General features: G+C 49.8%; 10 protein-coding genes. 2 read left to right on the forward strand and 8 right to left on the reverse strand.

All coding sequences use genetic code 11. The annotated features are described in order from the left end of the window. Both dnaA and dnaN read left to right on the forward strand, forming a co-directional pair. Positions 1–1,347 (forward strand): chromosomal replication initiator protein DnaA, encoded by a 1,347-nt coding sequence (dnaA, locus tag GWK78_00005; GenBank protein ID QHU93439.1) that lies wholly within the window; start codon positions 1–3, stop codon positions 1,345–1,347. Between the two features lie 260 nt (positions 1,348–1,607). After that, on the forward strand, positions 1,608–2,708 hold the full coding sequence (gene dnaN, locus GWK78_00010; GenBank protein ID QHU93440.1) for a DNA polymerase III subunit beta: 1,101 nt from the start codon (positions 1,608–1,610) through the stop codon (positions 2,706–2,708). A 1-nt stretch (position 2,709) separates the two neighbouring features. Here dnaN and GWK78_00015 read toward each other — a convergent pair whose 3' ends face one another. From GWK78_00015 to GWK78_00050, 8 genes are all read right to left on the reverse strand, one after another. Continuing rightward, positions 2,710–4,851 (reverse strand): CHAP domain-containing protein, encoded by a 2,142-nt coding sequence (locus tag GWK78_00015; GenBank protein ID QHU93441.1) that lies wholly within the window; start codon positions 4,849–4,851, stop codon positions 2,710–2,712. Next, the gene (locus GWK78_00020; GenBank protein QHU93442.1) at positions 4,836–5,252 is read right to left on the reverse strand and encodes a hypothetical protein; all 417 of its coding nucleotides are present in this window, start codon (positions 5,250–5,252) and stop codon (positions 4,836–4,838) included. The genes GWK78_00015 and GWK78_00020 overlap by 16 nt, the downstream gene beginning before the upstream one ends. Before the next feature lie 59 nt (positions 5,253–5,311). Further along, positions 5,312–5,812 (reverse strand): hypothetical protein, encoded by a 501-nt coding sequence (locus GWK78_00025; GenBank protein QHU93443.1) that lies wholly within the window; start codon positions 5,810–5,812, stop codon positions 5,312–5,314. Further along, complete coding sequence (locus GWK78_00030; protein QHU93444.1) at positions 5,809–9,015, reverse strand: hypothetical protein; 3,207 nt, start codon at positions 9,013–9,015, stop codon at positions 5,809–5,811. The genes GWK78_00025 and GWK78_00030 overlap by 4 nt, the downstream gene beginning before the upstream one ends. Positions 9,016–9,030: 15 nt before the next feature. Beyond that, positions 9,031–10,893: a DUF87 domain-containing protein gene (locus GWK78_00035; protein ID QHU93445.1), complete on the reverse strand. Its 1,863-nt coding sequence runs from the start codon at positions 10,891–10,893 to the stop codon at positions 9,031–9,033. Further along, positions 10,886–11,323: a hypothetical protein gene (locus GWK78_00040; GenBank protein ID QHU94248.1), complete on the reverse strand. Its 438-nt coding sequence runs from the start codon at positions 11,321–11,323 to the stop codon at positions 10,886–10,888. The genes GWK78_00035 and GWK78_00040 overlap by 8 nt, the downstream gene beginning before the upstream one ends. A gap of 641 nt (positions 11,324–11,964) precedes the next feature. After that, the gene (locus GWK78_00045) at positions 11,965–12,846 is read right to left on the reverse strand and encodes a hypothetical protein (protein QHU93446.1); all 882 of its coding nucleotides are present in this window, start codon (positions 12,844–12,846) and stop codon (positions 11,965–11,967) included. A gap of 24 nt (positions 12,847–12,870) precedes the next feature. Continuing rightward, positions 12,871–15,450, reverse strand: a complete 2,580-nt coding sequence (locus GWK78_00050) for a hypothetical protein (GenBank protein ID QHU93447.1) — start codon at positions 15,448–15,450, stop codon at positions 12,871–12,873. Positions 15,451–16,554 lie beyond the last annotated feature (1,104 nt).

Here is a 16,554-nt window from a genome sequence, read left to right on the forward strand (position 1 = left end):
GTGAATAGTCAAGCTATTTGGCAGGGAGTGCTGGGTGAAATTGAAGTTTCAATTCCGCCATCATCATTTTCGACTTGGTTTAAGTCGACTGAGCTTGACATTATATCTGATAATGAGGTGGCTGTCCTATCACCCAACCCTTTCGTGTTGACACAACTAGAGAGACGCTATTATCAACGCATCGCTGACGGTTTGAAACGAAATGGCCTTGCGGTCTCGACGATTCATTTTCGACCCAAAAAAACAGCTGCTCGAAAGCAACGCCTCAGCCGCGATGAACCAAATTCAGCGGCCGCCGCCCAACCGATCATTAAGCAGTCTAAAAAATCAGTAACCAACCTTAACCCGCGCTACACCTTTGACAACTTTATCGTCGGCTCAAGTAATGACCTGGCGCACGCCGCTTGTCAAGCGATTGCCGCTAACCCTGGCACCAAGTATAATCCGCTCTATTTGTATGGCGGTTCGGGGCTTGGTAAAACCCATCTGATGCAAGCTGTTGGTAATGAGATTATCAAACGCCAACCCTCCGCTCGCGTATTATATACCACTACCGAGACCTTTGTCAGTGAATTTCTCGACTCGATTCGTTTCAAGAAAAAAGGATTTTCCGACAAATATCGTAACGTCGATGTCTTGATTGTTGACGATATGCAGTTTATCGCCAACAAGGAAAAGACCCAAGACGAGTTCTTTCACACCTTTAACGACCTACACCAAAACGACAAGCAGATCATCATCAGCTCTGACAAGCCGCCGAAAAGCATCCCCACCCTAACCGACCGCCTGCGCAGTCGCTTTGAGTGGGGTATGACAATTGACGTGCAGATGCCTGATTATGAAACTCGCTGTGCTATCGTTACTGCTAAGGCTGGCCTGAGCAACATTGAATTATCCGCCGACGTTGTCGAATACCTCGCCACCAATTTCAAGACTAATATTCGCGAACTTGAAGGGGCGCTCAATCAACTCCTCGCCTACGCCGAGATGCAGAACATCACACCCGATGCCGAAACCGCCGAGGGATTACTTGGTAATATCAAGCGCTCTCGCCCGCAACATATCACCGCCAAACAAATTATTGACAAAACCGCTCGCCACTTTGGCGTTGAGGTCAAGGATGTGTGTTCGCCAAGGCGCGATAAATACATCATGCAGCCACGCCAAATTGCCATGTACCTGCTGCGGAGCGAGCTCAAGATGAGCTTTCCAAAAATCGCCCAGGAGCTTGGCCGCAAAGACCACACTACTGCTATTCATTCGGTTGACAAAATTAGCAAGGAGATACTCATCAGCGTCAATATTCGTGAACAAATTAACGACATCCGAGACAAGCTCTATGTGTAAAACCTGGGTAAAACGTGCGTATAACCAGCGACAAACGTGTGAACGACTATCCACTAATCTAGTTGTTATCAAATGGGCCAAGCAGCATCACGTGGACAATCAGCGTCTTATCCACGACACCATACCCAGCAAATCCACCGTCTTTTCCACTGACACAATGCTACTATTACCCCTGTTTGAGCACAATATTTACCCAGTTTCCACAGCGCCTATTATTACTAATTACTGAATAAAATTAAGAAAGGATTTATAATAAGAATATGAAACTCACCGTCACCCAAGAAAACCTCGCCAAAGCCCTCGCTAGCGTTGGGCGCATCGCCGCTAGTCGTAACGAACTAGCAATACTGAACAATATTTTACTACGAACCGATGGCTCTCGGCTAGTCGTAGCGGCGACGAATCTGGAGATCGCCTCTACCCAGTATGTTGGCGCCAGGGTCGAGAAGCCCGGCTCGATAACTATCCCAGCTCGACTGGTGAGCGAATTCGTCGCCAGCCTGCCGAGTGGTACGGTCGAATTGGAGGTCAAGGACGAGCACCTACACCTGACCGCAGACAAGTTTTCGTCAGTTATCAATGGCGTCGTGGCGGATGAGTTTCCAGAGCTACCGACGGTGGACGAGCAGACGGCAGTGCGACTGGATATGAGTGCCGATGAGCTAAAAAAGGCAGTTTCGCAAACCATTATTGCGACGTCTAGTGATACCACGCGGGCGGTGTTGACTGGTGTGTATTGGCATACCTACAACAGTGAGTTGTATCTAGCGGCTACGGACGGTTATCGGCTAGCGGAGAAACGGCTGATGAAGTTTGATGGCGAAATTGCGGCCATCGTGCCGGCATCGACATTGCAGGAAGTACTGCGGAGCCTCGACACCGAGACGAGTGATGTGAGTTTGTTTTTTGATGAAACGCAGGTTGGGTTTCGGACGGATCACTTAGAAATTGTGAGTCGGCTGATCGACGGTAAATTTCCCGACTATCGTCAATTGATCCCTAAGCTCGCCGAGACCGATGTGGCGATCAAGAAGGCTGATTTCCTGCGTATTACCAAGGTTGCCAGCCTCTTTGCGCGCGAATCGGGTGGTGGTATCACCCTCAAGGCTAGTCACGAGCAAGCGCTACTATCAATCCATTCAATCGCTTCGGAACTCGGCGAGAATACTTCTGAGGCCAGCGCCGAGGTGTCGAGTGACGGCGAAATTACGCTTAATTCTCGCTATCTGATCGAGTCACTTGGCGCTACTGATGGCGAGACTGTTACCTTCTCGTTTAATGGTAAACTGTCGCCATGCGTCATCCGCGAGCAGACCCCTACGCCAGATTGCATGCATATTGTTATGCCGTTGAAGCGCTAGGCTAGTTGAGCGATCGACCATCTTGAGTAATAGTAATTCGTCGATTATTATCGTAATCAATAGTGATATTGTAGGCTAATTTATCCTCGACGGTAATAGTAAACGATAGTGTATTTTTTCCTGTTGATGTATCGCGTGTAATATTTTTTATCGTTGTTTGCGTGGCGATGCGCGATAGCCTATGGTCATAAGAATAATCACTCATGATTAGCTTTTCAATGTAGTCAGTGTCATTGCCGGTTAGTTGGTCGGATAATGAATTGCCGTACTGATCCTTTTGGCCGCTCCAGTTGACAACCAGATGCGGACTTCGTAGTCCACGCATTCGCGAAAAGTCATCATTACAGCCAAAATAACCGTATATTAGCTGATCGGTTGGTAAACATGAAACGGTTGTGCCATATTGATACTGAGCATCATCGTCAAGATTGGTCTTTTGTGACCACGTATATTCAACGAGATACGACTGCTGTAGGCTTTTAATATCAACAATGAAGTTAACAGTGTGGATATCTTTTGCTTGATCATGAGTTTGCTTAAACGACCCGTCGCGGATAAGGATGTCTTTGATGGAGTTGTTTGGTAAATCACCCGTGTAGTTGTTGCGGATGGTAGTATATAATGCGTGACGAATTGTTTCGAGGGTTTTAGCGTCGGTCGGTTTACCATTTGTATATGTACTGAGATTTTCGATATGCATTTCTCCACCAAGAGGGTTGCGTAGCAGTAGTATATAAGCAACCGTAGTGATAATAACAACACCAATAAACCCCAAGATAATGAAAATTAGTTTTTTATTATAGTGCAACATTACCGCCACCTCTACTTGTATTTGCTCCAACATAGCTCGCCACTGCTGACATATCAACTTCTGGTAGGCAAACTCATCCGGAAGATGTCCGAGCCAAGTTTTTGGATCATTAACCTTACCCGTAAGGATAAATCCAGATCCGCCACCTCGTTGCGTGCCATCACCGCGGCCCTTACCTGAATTACCACAACTTGCGTGGCCAACGATGACATTATCGCCCTGAATGCCGAGGACAACTCCGGTGTGACCATAGCGTCCACCAGACCAACTAAACACAGCGCCGACTTTTGGTGTTTTACCGGTCGGTAGCTTTCGAGCATTTCTTAAGTGCTTAACAACGTGTTCGCCATTACCTGTGGTGCCGAGGTTTTTTGTTGAAGTAAATTTTTCAAGGAAGAATACAGAGAACGACACACAGTTTGATCCCCCACCATTACAAGTATTCCACAAGTAGTCACCCATAGCTTTGCGGCTTTCATTATTTTTATTTTCGCCGTAATTCATCATGAATTTCTTCGCTTGCTCTTCGTTGAGACCGCCTTCGGAGATGGTGCCGCCTCCACCTCCACTACCGTCACTACAGTTAGTGGCAGCACCAGAAGCGGCAGCGGCCGCGCTAGACGGATCTGGTTCCCAACTCATAGCTTTCATGGTATAAGCTACGCGAACTATAGTCTGTGGAATGCCAGCACCAAAAAATTTCTTTACCATAATAACAGCAGCAGCTGCGGCGTTGCCTGATGCTACCATCTCAGCTAACACGTTTTTACGTGAAGTTGGTGCAAGGTTCTGGAGTTGCCACCAGACGATAGCTAGTTGCACCTCGAGACTGGTAACATCACCCTGGACGCCAGCCTGCTGTTGCCAGTAGAGGACGGCTACGCCAGGGTCCCATTGGGCGATTCCCCAGGCATCGCCCATACCAGCCGGTTTACTCGGGTTCCACGGGTGATACTTACCGCCGGCCTTGAGCGGATTTGGCTCGGAGCCTTTATTTTGACGAAGAATTGGGTTACCTTTTGACTCCTGATATAAATTACCAACGATTGCTGCTGCAACAAATTTTGGCGCACCTTTGGATATAAAGTAATTAAATGCTTTCTTTAGATTATCTTCGCCGACTAGCTCGCCTGCCGCCCCACTCGCTGACTGTGCGGCATTTGGTGAACAGTTTGTATCCTCAGAATTATTGCTAAAAAGAATGTTGTTGTCTTCAAATGTTGCCCGCAGCTGATCGGTATTTAACTCGGCAAATACTGGTGAACTCCCAAAAAGAAGCGAAATGATTGATATAATAACAGCGACTCTTTGAAAGGCTAATTTTCGTTCCATAATTTTCTCGCTCGCTCTCTTGCGTTATCTGGTAATGTGTTACCGCTGGTTGTCTGCCACGCCTCTTTGCCGGTTGAGTATGCGATGAGCTGCAAATTGCCGTGACCATCTTTCTTTAATATGACATATAATGTGCGCGATGGGTTGTTGGTCGCAATATTGGCGGCAATTGCTTTCAGAAAAATCCACTCATTTTCGAAGTCAATTTTTTCGAGAAATGTTTGTCGCGGTGTTGTCGTAACTCGCAGGTCAGCAAAGGCAGCGGAGGCTGATTCGCGCAACGTTTTTTCTGGGATTGTGAGGTTTTTGGTTGACATTGGATTTAGCGGGGTGTTGTTGTGGACAACAACCAAGACAATGGCGGCTATTAGCACGATCACTGCCACGCATAACCCGGCCATAATTATCAACGACCGCTTATCGTCACGTGGTTGCCGGGAGTAATAATTCATGTTATCTATCACAATGTTACTGGCTCCCCGCTTGCGGTCCGAATGGTGACGGCGTTATCCGCGATAGTAAACTGTACAGCATACGCGGCGGTGTTCTTAACGGTCACGGTGAATGATATTACCTTTTCGTTAAAAACCACATTAGTGATCGTCCCAGACACAAGGGCATCAGAGGTCACATGTTTACTTACGTAGTGGCGAAGAATTGCTACAACGAGCGAATTTTGGGTGTCATCATTGATGAATGCGGCTAGTGTTTTATTGGCACTATTCTTCGTATCCCACCCACTGAGGACTAACTGCTGTGTGGTTGGCTGGCCACTGCCACCGGTTGGTCCCTCGTACTGCCCACCTCCCGACCGGGTAGAGCTATCATTAGATGACTGCGGCGGAGTCGATGGGTTGGTTGGTGGTAGCAGCAGAATGACGACAACGACCGAGGCGGAGAGTATGATGAATGATAACGTAGCGATAATTGCTGTTTTGTGTGCTAAAAGAAACTCTCTCACGTCGCCCGCCCTCCAACCTTTTTCGGTCCAGTGATCACCCACATGCCTGTTGTGCCATCATCCTCTTCATTTTTACCTTTATCTGCCTTTTCACCAAAGTGAAATTCGCTCGCCGCAAAACCAGCTTTATTTTCGGTGTTGGAGCGCTTATTCGGGTCACCAACGAGGAACTTACCATCAGCAGTCTTTCCGCGAATAAACATAATGTGACCACCACGAATAAACGGTGTTTTTCCACCAACCGATATGAGAACCAGGCCACCCTCGGACAGGCCTCTTGAGGCATTCTCGGCGCTTGGCTGTACTGCCTTAATCGTGACGCCAAATTTATCCTTAAATAGCTGGGCCTTACTTTCCCATATCCAATTCGAACCACAGCGTCCGCCACCCCTCTGGCCATCGTTTTGATAGAAAAACTCAGCCATTTTTTCTGGATCAACGGTTGTATTGCCGACAGTCGAGACAATAGCAGCCATAGAGGTTGGCGCGCAGCCACACTCACCAATATTACCAATGCCGTATTTTTTATTCTTCCACGGCTCTTCTGACTGATAGTACATCTTGATCTGGTCGAGATTTTCGCCAGTTTGGGAGTTTGAGGCGTTATTAGACTGATTGCTGCCAACAAGTTCCTCGTCGTCTTCACCGTTGATGGAGTTTTGGATCTGATAATCCATTAAAAAGACGGAGATGGCGGCGAGGGTTCTGCTGTCGGCGGTGTCGATTGAGCCAAAGTCGGTGTCGGCGCTTGTTTTGCCATTTTCGCTTTCGACAACAGGACGATAACCGCCACTGGAGAGTTTGCCAGTACTTTGCCTGGTACTAGATTCATCGAGAACGCAGCCGGTCATATTGGTCGAGTATTCTGCTGAGCTGACATCGCTACAAGATTCAATAAACGATTTTAGCGGCGTATTGTCTTTTATATATCCTTTACTGACCAATGCCTCAATGTCGTCTTCTTTTTCTATATCAACACTTTCATCAATCCACCCAGCCTTTGCCAGGATCTCTCGTGCCTCCTCAACACCCATATCATCCTGCTGTTTAGTGAAGCCCGTACACCCAGCGCCGGCAAAGTTCACTGCCGGGGTAACGTCGCGGCCATTAACCTCGGACTTTAAGCCAAAGTCTTCGGCATAACCACAGTAATTTGCCGAGTAGTTATCGCTCGCGTTGGCGGCGGTTCCAAATGAAAGCGCCATTGCTGGGAGGCGGATAATATTAGAGAAGATTGAAGCAAAAGAATTATTGTAACTGCCAGATTGGAGCATCATCTGACGTAAGTTAAAGGTAAGGCTACCAAGGAATGTGTGGCGGCTGGAGGTGTCGAATGGGCTGAGCGAGGCGAGGTCGTATTCACGTTGTTGTCGCTCGTTAGCGAGACGAACTTGATTAAAACTAGAGAGGCCTTTTTTAGATAATACCGGCAGATGTTTTGCTGAATTTGCTGCAGCAAAAAATGCACCAGCCGATGTTCCGAGCATGTCACCAAACTCCCTACCCTTGGCATTAGCAATATCATTATCACCGACGATGGCTTTAAAAATTGCCTGAACTGCTGCACTTGTGGCTGCTTTGGTTATTTCGCCTACAATGACAGAGGTGATCTGAGAGATTGCGAAATTACCCACTGCCTTGACAATACCACCGATAAGTGTCGGCGCTGCTAAGGCTGTCGCTGCTGCATCGACGGCCATAGCAGAATACATAGCCTGATCGCTCATGATGACGTTGCACGCGCCCTTGGTGGCATCTTTGTATTGATACATTGCCTGGATGGCTGGGTGGCGACGAACCTTAAGCCCGGGGGCAAACTTTTCAGATAGCGGAACTTTATTTTTATTGACACCCATAGCGGAGAGCAGAAGTGGTGAATCAAGAGCCGACTCGGCTTTGCCATTGCTGCCTTTGTGGCGAGAGGTCAACATTGTACCAACGAATTCCATACCGGCAGCAGTCATTGCGAAACGCGGATCAAGGCCTGAAGCTTTTTGTTGTGATCCCGGCGAGAGAACCATATTGGCTATTGGTGGAATAAGTGCTGCCATTTGCGCTCCGGCAACACCTCCAACAACAAAATCAGGTATGTGTCCGGCGATACAGGCGCCTGTTGCGAGGGTATAGGCCGAACCAGCACGCCGCGCACGCTTTAGTTTTTTATCGGCATGTGCTTTGGCTTTGTTGCCCGACTCTTCAATGTCTGATTGGTTTATTTTATCATCAGCACGATATTCTTCGGATGGGGTCTTCTTTTTTTCACCGTCAGAGCCTGTTGAGCCTTGATTTTGTCGGTTATTCTTTTTGTTTTCTTCGGCCCATGTGGCCGCTCCTCCGTTTCGTTTTATACGCTTAAACTTACTAAAGAACTTTTTGGCGAGATATTTACTTGACCAGACACGAAACCGCATATTAAATGCACCCGATCGACCAAGAACCTTGGCGGCAAGGCCGCGGTTTTCTTTAGCGCTTAAAAAACCAGGCAAGTCTTGAGCCTTGATGTGTTTGCCGTCAACAATAAATTTTTCGGGGTTACCATCGGGGTAGCCAAATCTTTTCAGGTTAAGCGGTTTGCCTTTAGTATCGGCCGCCACGACACCGTGCTTTGCGAGACGGCGTAAACCTTTATTTGAAATCGTGCCGGCCTTGCACTTCATCTTTTTACTATTGCAAACGCCGGGCTTTGTGATCATATTCGCCAAGTTTTTTGCGAGACGTCGTTCAGAGACAACTGAACTAGAATCGTTGCCAAGAGTTAGGTTTTCCATGAGATTGATGAGCATTGATGCCGGACCAAACACCGAAGCCAGCAAACCACCACCAACACCAAATAATATCATTAAACCAGCGATACCGCCGCGTTTTTTAGCAAGAGCGATGAGCTTAGCGGCTTGACTTTTGGGCATAGTTCGATTAGATTTTTCTGGTTGATAAAAACCACTTTGTGGTCCTTGATTTGCAGTACCATTCTCTTTGTCTGTTATTTTTTGCGCGGCATCTTCAACACCGGTATCTCGATCCGACCGGTAGCTGAACTGGTCACCGTCAAGGCCATCATCCCTTAAACCAGCCTCTATCTGGTCAAGTGCTGCCTGCTCACCAGCATTCAGTCGCTCCGATGAATGCTCAAACGGATTTGCTCGCCCATCAGCATCGGAGTCGGTCGTGGTGTCAAATCGTGGCGGTCTTGTTTTTGTTGCCATATGCCTCCAATTATACTACACTGCCCCGTACCCGCCGAGCGGCGTTTCTGATGGTAGTTGGTGTCGAGAGATCGGCGAGGTGTTGATGAGTTCGTATTCGGTATCACTGGCCTGAATCTGGATGTGAACGTGGTTTTGTCCGGCAAAGAATAGCCCCTGCCCCACCGGGAAATTGGCGAGGCGTTTTTGCTCCTCCTCGGTTAGTTTGAAGACACTGGAAAGGACATCAACGGCGCTGGTTGACTGCTTGAGCAGCAGCTGCATCGACGAGTTAGCGACAATGGCTCGGCCCATCTTGCTACCCATAAAGTCCTCGACGTCCTGGGTGATGGTCGTGAGACCGAGCTGGTATTTGCGGGCACGCTTGGCGAGAGAAAATAGGAAGTTGGCTGAGTCGTCGTAGCGCATCAGCTGCCACGCCTCATCGACGATGAGCATGCGCCGTTTCTGGTCGGTACGCGTAATATTCCAGATGTGATTGAGCACAATATACATGGCGATCGGCCGCAGTTCGTCCTCGAGGTCACGGATATTAAAGACCACCATGGTGTTATTGATATCAATATTTGATTGCTGGCTAAAGATACCGGCGAAAGTACCGGAGGTAAATTTGCGCAGCCGCTGAGCGAGGCTTGGCCCGGTGCCGCCCATATGAAGCAGCGTATCGTAGAGGTCGGCGATAGTTGGCGGTGTCGAGTGATGTGTCAACGGGTCAGCGGTGATGCCGACGCGGGCGTAGGTGTCGATCAGCGCCTGGTCAATATCAGCCTCTTCAGCGGCTGTCAGTCCAGCGATAATCTGCCCGCCCGCCGTCGTCTGTGAGCCACCCAGCATCTGCCGCAACAGTCCATGCAGCGTCACCAAATTCGCCCTCAGTGCATCGTCCGCCTCATCAGTATCAATCACTCGCGGCAGATCAAACGGATTGATACGAGTATCACTATTGAGGCTCAGTCGAATATAGCTACCGCCGACGGCGTCGGATAATTTCTGGTATTCGTTTTCTGGGTCGATAATCACGATGTCTGAACCAAGCATCATGCTGCGCAGCGCCTCTAGCTTCACGGTAAACGACTTACCAGCACCAGATTTAGCGAACACTACCATGTTGGCATTCTCGAGGGAAAAGCGGTCAAAAATCACCAGACCATTATTGTGCATATTGATACCATATAACACACCTTTGCCGTCGGTCAGGTCGGCCGAAGTAAACGGAAAGCTGGTAGAAATGGCGCCGGTATTCATGTTACGGCGAACCTGGAGCTGGTCGGTTAGCTGCGGAATGGTGCTATTGAGGCCCTGCTCTTGTTGGGCCGAGGCAACCTTAGAGAATACCAGCTGCTGGCCAAAAATTGTCTCGATCTTGTGCTGGATAAAGTTGAGTTCATCAATACTGTCGGCATAAATCGTGATGTAAAGGCCAAAGCGGAAGAACTTTTCCGAGCCGATCTGTAGCTGGTTGCGCAGTTCCTCGGCATCCTGTAATGCCGCTTCCATCGCTGGGTCGCGCACCTTGCCCTTCTCAGAATTAATGCTGAGGCTAGCCTCGAGCTGAGTCACTTTCTTGCGTAAGTTGTTGAGCACCACCTGGGTGTCAACTGGATAAATGAACATGCTAATATCTAGCACCTCGTCGATGTTGATCACCGAGCTGAGCCAACCGGTGTATAACTCGCGCGGATAGCCGTAGACGTACATGGTGCGCCCATACTTTGAACCGAGGCGGAAGTGGTCGGATTTGAGCTCGAGACTGCTCGGGGCGATGAAGTCACGCAGGGTTCTCACACCGGTGAGAAAAGCCTGCTCAACCTCGGCCTGCTCGCGGGCCCGCTGTTGGGCGGCGATATCAATGGCGTCCAGCTTCTTTTTTCTAGCCATGTCGTACTCCTCCATATCCATGTGGCGATTCGCCTCGTCCCTTGCGGACATAGGTCGTCGCTAGTTCATCGGCGCCAACGCTCAATGGTTGTTGCGGTGCCACGTCAGGGTTGTATGAACTGTAGAATAATTCGCCCAGCTGTTTGGTATTAAGCTGCGCGCTCTTTACGCCCATCTGAAACAGCCCGCTCATTACTGAATCAACTCGGTTCTTGATTTCATCCTTGGCCTTTTCGTAGGCGGTCTGCTCGATCTTGGTGACGGTGTTGTCTTTCTTGCCGCCGAAGAAGCTGTCGAACAGACCCTTGGCCTGCTGCTTGATAACTTGCATGTCGCCGCTCTGATAATACGGCACAACGATATAAAAATCCTTGTCCATAATATTGGCTTCTTGGGCGAGGACATCGATGAAGTTGATATAGTCATCCATCAGCACGTTCAGGAGCATATTGTCTTGGTTGCGGCGGATGTCAATCAGGCGGTCGATATACGGCCCGATGTCAACGCGACGCGAGCGAATGAGCACTTGAACCGGAAAATATAACGAATTAAGGAAGTTTTGGTAGCTAAACTCAATTCCTTCACGCTCGCGGCCACTCATCAGATCGAAGTTGATTGACTGACATTGAACAATCGCCCGAAAGCTGCCGTCATTCATGATAATCATATTCTCGCGCATCTCAGAAAATAGCAGCGTGTTCTGGGTGCTGGTCGGGCCTTTTTGTTGAGGTTTTGCCTGACTGGCCGGCTGCTTGGCGGGCTGTTGCAGGGCTGGTTGTGGCTGGTTGGACTCGGGTGCGGGCGGCAAGTTGGGGGTCGGTTGTGCCGCGGGTTGCGTGCTTGGCGTCGGCTGGGTTGGCGTTTGGGGTAACTGCTGCGGCAGTGGGCTGAATTGATCAGGATACTGGGCGTACGGTGAGGTTGGTTCTGCGGAGACTGGGTCAGGCCCAGAGGCAATGACCCCCGGCATGGTCGGCGGATTTGACGGCGCACCAAACTGTGGTGCAGCGGCTGCATCCGGTGGATAGTGATATGGTTGCTGTTGCTGATCTGGTTGCATAGACATCCCACCTAGTGAAGCGAAATCACGACTTCCTTATCATGTTCTTTTTGGATGCGACCGGCCTCTCGTTGGAGCGAGGCGACCGACAGATCGCTGTGATTACGCGCTAAGTCCATTATAGCAGGCGAGATGGGTGCTGTGCTAGGGGGCGCCTGGTCGGTGTGGGCCGTCGCGGTCGTCTGCTCGCTGATGGGCGTGATGATGGACTGCTGCATAGTTGGATAGGGGTCGAAGGTCGAGGGTTGCGGCGAGAGGGCTTGGTCGTCTTGGGTAGTCGGGGTGGTTTGGGCTCGCTGCATTTGCTGGACAATGTCATCATGACGCTTTTCGTCGGCCCGCTCAATCAGTGTTTCAAAGGCACGGGCTGTCTTGCTGCTTGGGTCGAGCGGGTCTTGGGCGGTTTGGGCCTCGTTGTACCAATCCGCCTGCATCGAGCTGTTCATCACCGAGCTGTTTGGATTATCGACACCGCGCACCGACCAACCGTGCGTGTCCACCAGCGTCGCCAGATATGACAGCCGGCGATTGACCTCGGCCTGGTCATACCCCTTGCCGTATTGCTTTTCCTCAACTCGCGGGGCGATCACCTCGACCATTCGCTCAATGCCATCGGCTCGCCACAGTCGCTGCTTGGGCTTGAGAATGAACGAAATAACCGCTGCGAGGTAAACCTCCATCGGCTGATCCTTGCGCAGCGGCAAGGCTAACGCCCCAAAAAACAGCGCAACCGGCACCGGGATAATCGCCAGTGGCGGCAGCACCGAGAACAGCCCCCACGCCAGCGCAATCATACCGATCGCGACGATCAAGAAAATAAACTGCTTGAAACTAAACGGCCCGAGCAGCTTGTCTTCAGCTTCCACGTCCTGGGGAACTTTGTAGACGGCCATTGGGTATTATTATAGCAGATTAGCTTAGGTTTCTGTTGGCGGCAGATACGAAAGGGCCGCCTCCATTCGCTTAATTGCACCGATACTTTCGCCAATACGACCACTATATTGTGGAGTCGTCCGTACTTCATTTATTCGATCGCGCAGAATCTGAAGATGCTGTTGTGAAATTTGTCCTCGGAAGTTCGAATTTTCAATCATATCAGCCAGGGTGTTAAGATAGACGGCGTCTTGCGTGACCAGGCCTTCGGTCGACAATTTATCCTCGCTAAGCGCCTTGATGGTCGTTTGGGTGATAAATTCTTGGCCAGACCACGGCATATTATTAATCTTAATCTTATTAGCAATTGAAGATCCAATCCAGAACGGTCGTGCCGGGTTGTTCTTGAGAGCGTCGCCAGCTTCTTGGGCAAGGGCATCGTCAAGGTGGGCAAAGTCAAGCTGGCTGGTCAACGACTTGATAGCCTTAATATTCTTACCGCCAAGAACACGACGAAGTGACGCAGCCTTGACATCCCTGGTAACGGTAATGCCTTTGACCTCGCTACCGATAGCACCAAGAGCCATATCTACCATGTCAAACTCATCGGCATTGTATCGATCAAGCAAGCGATTTGCGCTCTCGACGCCTTCGTTGTAGGCATTGCTGAGTGTTTGTTCTGCCATGGCAATCGCTCGATCGGCACCGCGACTGTCACCGAAGTATATTTGTTCGACTTGTCCAGCCAGATTGCGCATCGTCTCGTTTTCTTTCAGTTCATTTGCCCATCGATCATCGGCAACACGCTGCGATGAAGCGTTCTGCAGGCCCTGGAGAGCCACTTGCTGCGCCGCTCCTCGGGCACGCTCCAAGCTTTCTTGGAATGACGAAGACAACTCATTGGTCTGGGTAGGCTTGAGTGCCCGCATCGACTTATAATAAGTGTCAACCGCTCCCTTAGAAGCCTCAGCCTGCTCAGACCATGATTGTGCTTGTGCGTATCGGTCAAAGGTGGCGGAATTAGACATCAGATGATTGCCCCAAGCGGCCTCTAGCCGACCCTCGATAGCCTTTTTGTCTTCGTTAACCATCCGTCGGTATTGATCAATCTTAGCATAGGAATCAGTCCCCTTTCGTATAACATCAGATTGATCTTGCAACTCTTTGAGCCTATCCTTACGATTTTGTGATGACTGCGCCAGCCTGCGTCGCCATGCCGTTGGGGTAAATTTGCTGTCTGGACGTTTGTTGAGTTTTTTGCGTTTCGTAATCTCGCTTTGCTCTTTTGCCCAGTTCTTAGATCGGTCGAATAATCCCTTACTGCGGTCATTGACGAGACCGGTGAATTTGCCAAGGAGTCCGCCGCCCAACTTGATCATCAACGGTGTTAGGGCGAGTGGCGCGATCTGGACCGCCATACCGAGGATATACATCACTGCCCCGTTCGGGCCCGCGGCGTTTTGCATAATGACTGAGCCCGCCAGCTGTGCCCCACCGAAGGCTGCCGCAAACCCCGGGAAGAATATCAGCATCGTCAAGAAGATATCCTTCCACTTATCAAACCACTTTTCTGTGCCTGGCAACAAGTAAGCCACAAAAGCCAACGGCGAAATGATAATCAAAATAACGATCAACGCCTGACGGGCGGCCATAATGATAACAACGAGAAGGATAACGAGTCCAATACCGCTCAAAAGTGGCACAATAAAAGGAAGTAGCTCGGCCCGCATGACGATTCCGGCAGCCAGCGCCGCACCGCCGGCGGCATCTCCCAAAATATGGAAGGTGACCTCTTGCCAGGTCATGGGTTCAGATGCTGGTGCAGATCCGCCCAGGGTGGCGACTGTGTTACGAATATTCATGAACATGTCTTGGAGTGCACTTCCGGCGATGTTTGACAGGTCGAGGAGTATGGCGCAGACGTGGAACGACAAATTGACTAGTACCGCCGCGACAATTAAGCGAGGCAACATCTTTTTGATGCCATAATTGGAGATGCCCATAGAAGTAACTTGTGAATAAATAATGACTATGAACATGACGATAAAGATACCGTTGGCGATGTTGCGAACGATATTCCAGGCTAGAAAGATGCCACTGGTCTGATTACCCGTCTGAAGCGGCGGCACCACGAGAAAGCTTTTAAGCACCCCAAACATCCAGTCGATGGAGCTAGCTAACCACGCCGAAACGGGACAAAGGATCCAGCCGATACCGCCAGCAACTTCACACGAAAACGCAGAGTTTTGGCTCGGTGGGTCAATTGATAATGTGGTTGATTCTTTCTTTGTGTAAGTGTTTGGCGAAGTGTACGTGAATGTTGTTAGGGACACTGAGGTCATTGATCCGAGATCGCCTGTTGACGGAAAGTGAATGACGCGGACGTCTTGATTATTGGCTACAGTTTTCTTTGACATGTAGACCACTTGGTCAGACCCTAAGTTGAGGGCTTTTAGTTTGTCGACGTCGGAAACTCGCTCAAATGTCTCGTTGTCGTAGGATATTTTGCTACTATCCCACTTCGCGTCCGCCGCCAGCGCCTGGCCCGAGGTTACGACCGTACTCAAAAAAACACTGACTAGGAGGCCCACCGCCAGCAATATAAACCATTGCAACCATCGCATTGACGATCGCCCTTGTGAACGTAACCACTCCATTACCAGCAATGGTAGCATTTTTATAGAGAAAAGTCAATAGTTTCTAGCTGGTGGCAGGTGGATTATTGTTTCGATTATTGCGATTATTTTGATTATTTGGCGGTGCTGAAGGTGGGGATTGTGGTGGAGCTGGCCCTCTGCCTGTTCCGGCAACGAATGTTCTCCCCGTCGGGGTGTCTGACGGAATTGCTTCGGTAATATTGTTTGACGGTGCAGTATCGTGAGGTATTCTGATCTCATTAGTTCCTGTGCCGCCGTTTCGTATATTCTCAAACTCGGCACGAGTGCTGCCTGATATTGAAGTATTAACGCGCTTATTATCCAGCAATGAGGCTGCCCGTTCGGCAGAAATACCAACCATCCTCTGGCTTCCCTTGGTAAACTCGGTTTCACCAGCAATCTTAACTGCACCAGATGCCTGTCGTGCCAGTTTTTCATCGCTTAATCCGTTAAGCCCCTGGGCGGTCAACTCAGCCATTTGTCGCTGGCTAAAGCTAACTGAATTTACACCATGTTGCTCCATTTGATCGATGGCGTTCGTACCCATCTCGAATAGCCCCGCGTGATACTCCTGCATATCGGTAAGCGTTTCTGCCATGCGGCGGTTACTAATAGTTCCGCCACTTTGGAGGTAATCATACATCTGCTGGGCGCCGTGTTTGCCGGTTGATGCGAGCTTTTTAGAAGCAACATACTTGAGCATTTCATTATCTCCTGCACCCCTCAGCGCAGCGGCGGCATCACCGTTGTACTGATAGTCGAGCATGCGCTTTGCTGTCTCGCGCTCTTCGTCATCAACGGCATCTTGACCTTCGGCAGCTAGCCTCCTACCCAAATCTCCTCCGATCCAGCGATTGTTTGTAAGATCACTTTCATTGAGCGCCTTGCTGCGTTCGGCGCTTGCATTTCTTCCAATCCAACGCATCTTGTCGAGAACTCCACTGCCCTTCCAGGCCCCGGCTCGTATAAGCTTTTTGCGGCGTGCTATTTGCTTCTTGCGAAAATCTTGCATCTGACCAAGTCGTGAATTGGCATACCTATCTTTTGCCCAGTTTTTGGCGCTGCCACCGA

This window comes from Candidatus Saccharibacteria bacterium oral taxon 488, assembly GCA_010202845.1.
In the GTDB taxonomy this organism is placed as follows: Bacteria; Patescibacteriota; Saccharimonadia; order Saccharimonadales; family Saccharimonadaceae; genus Nanosynbacter.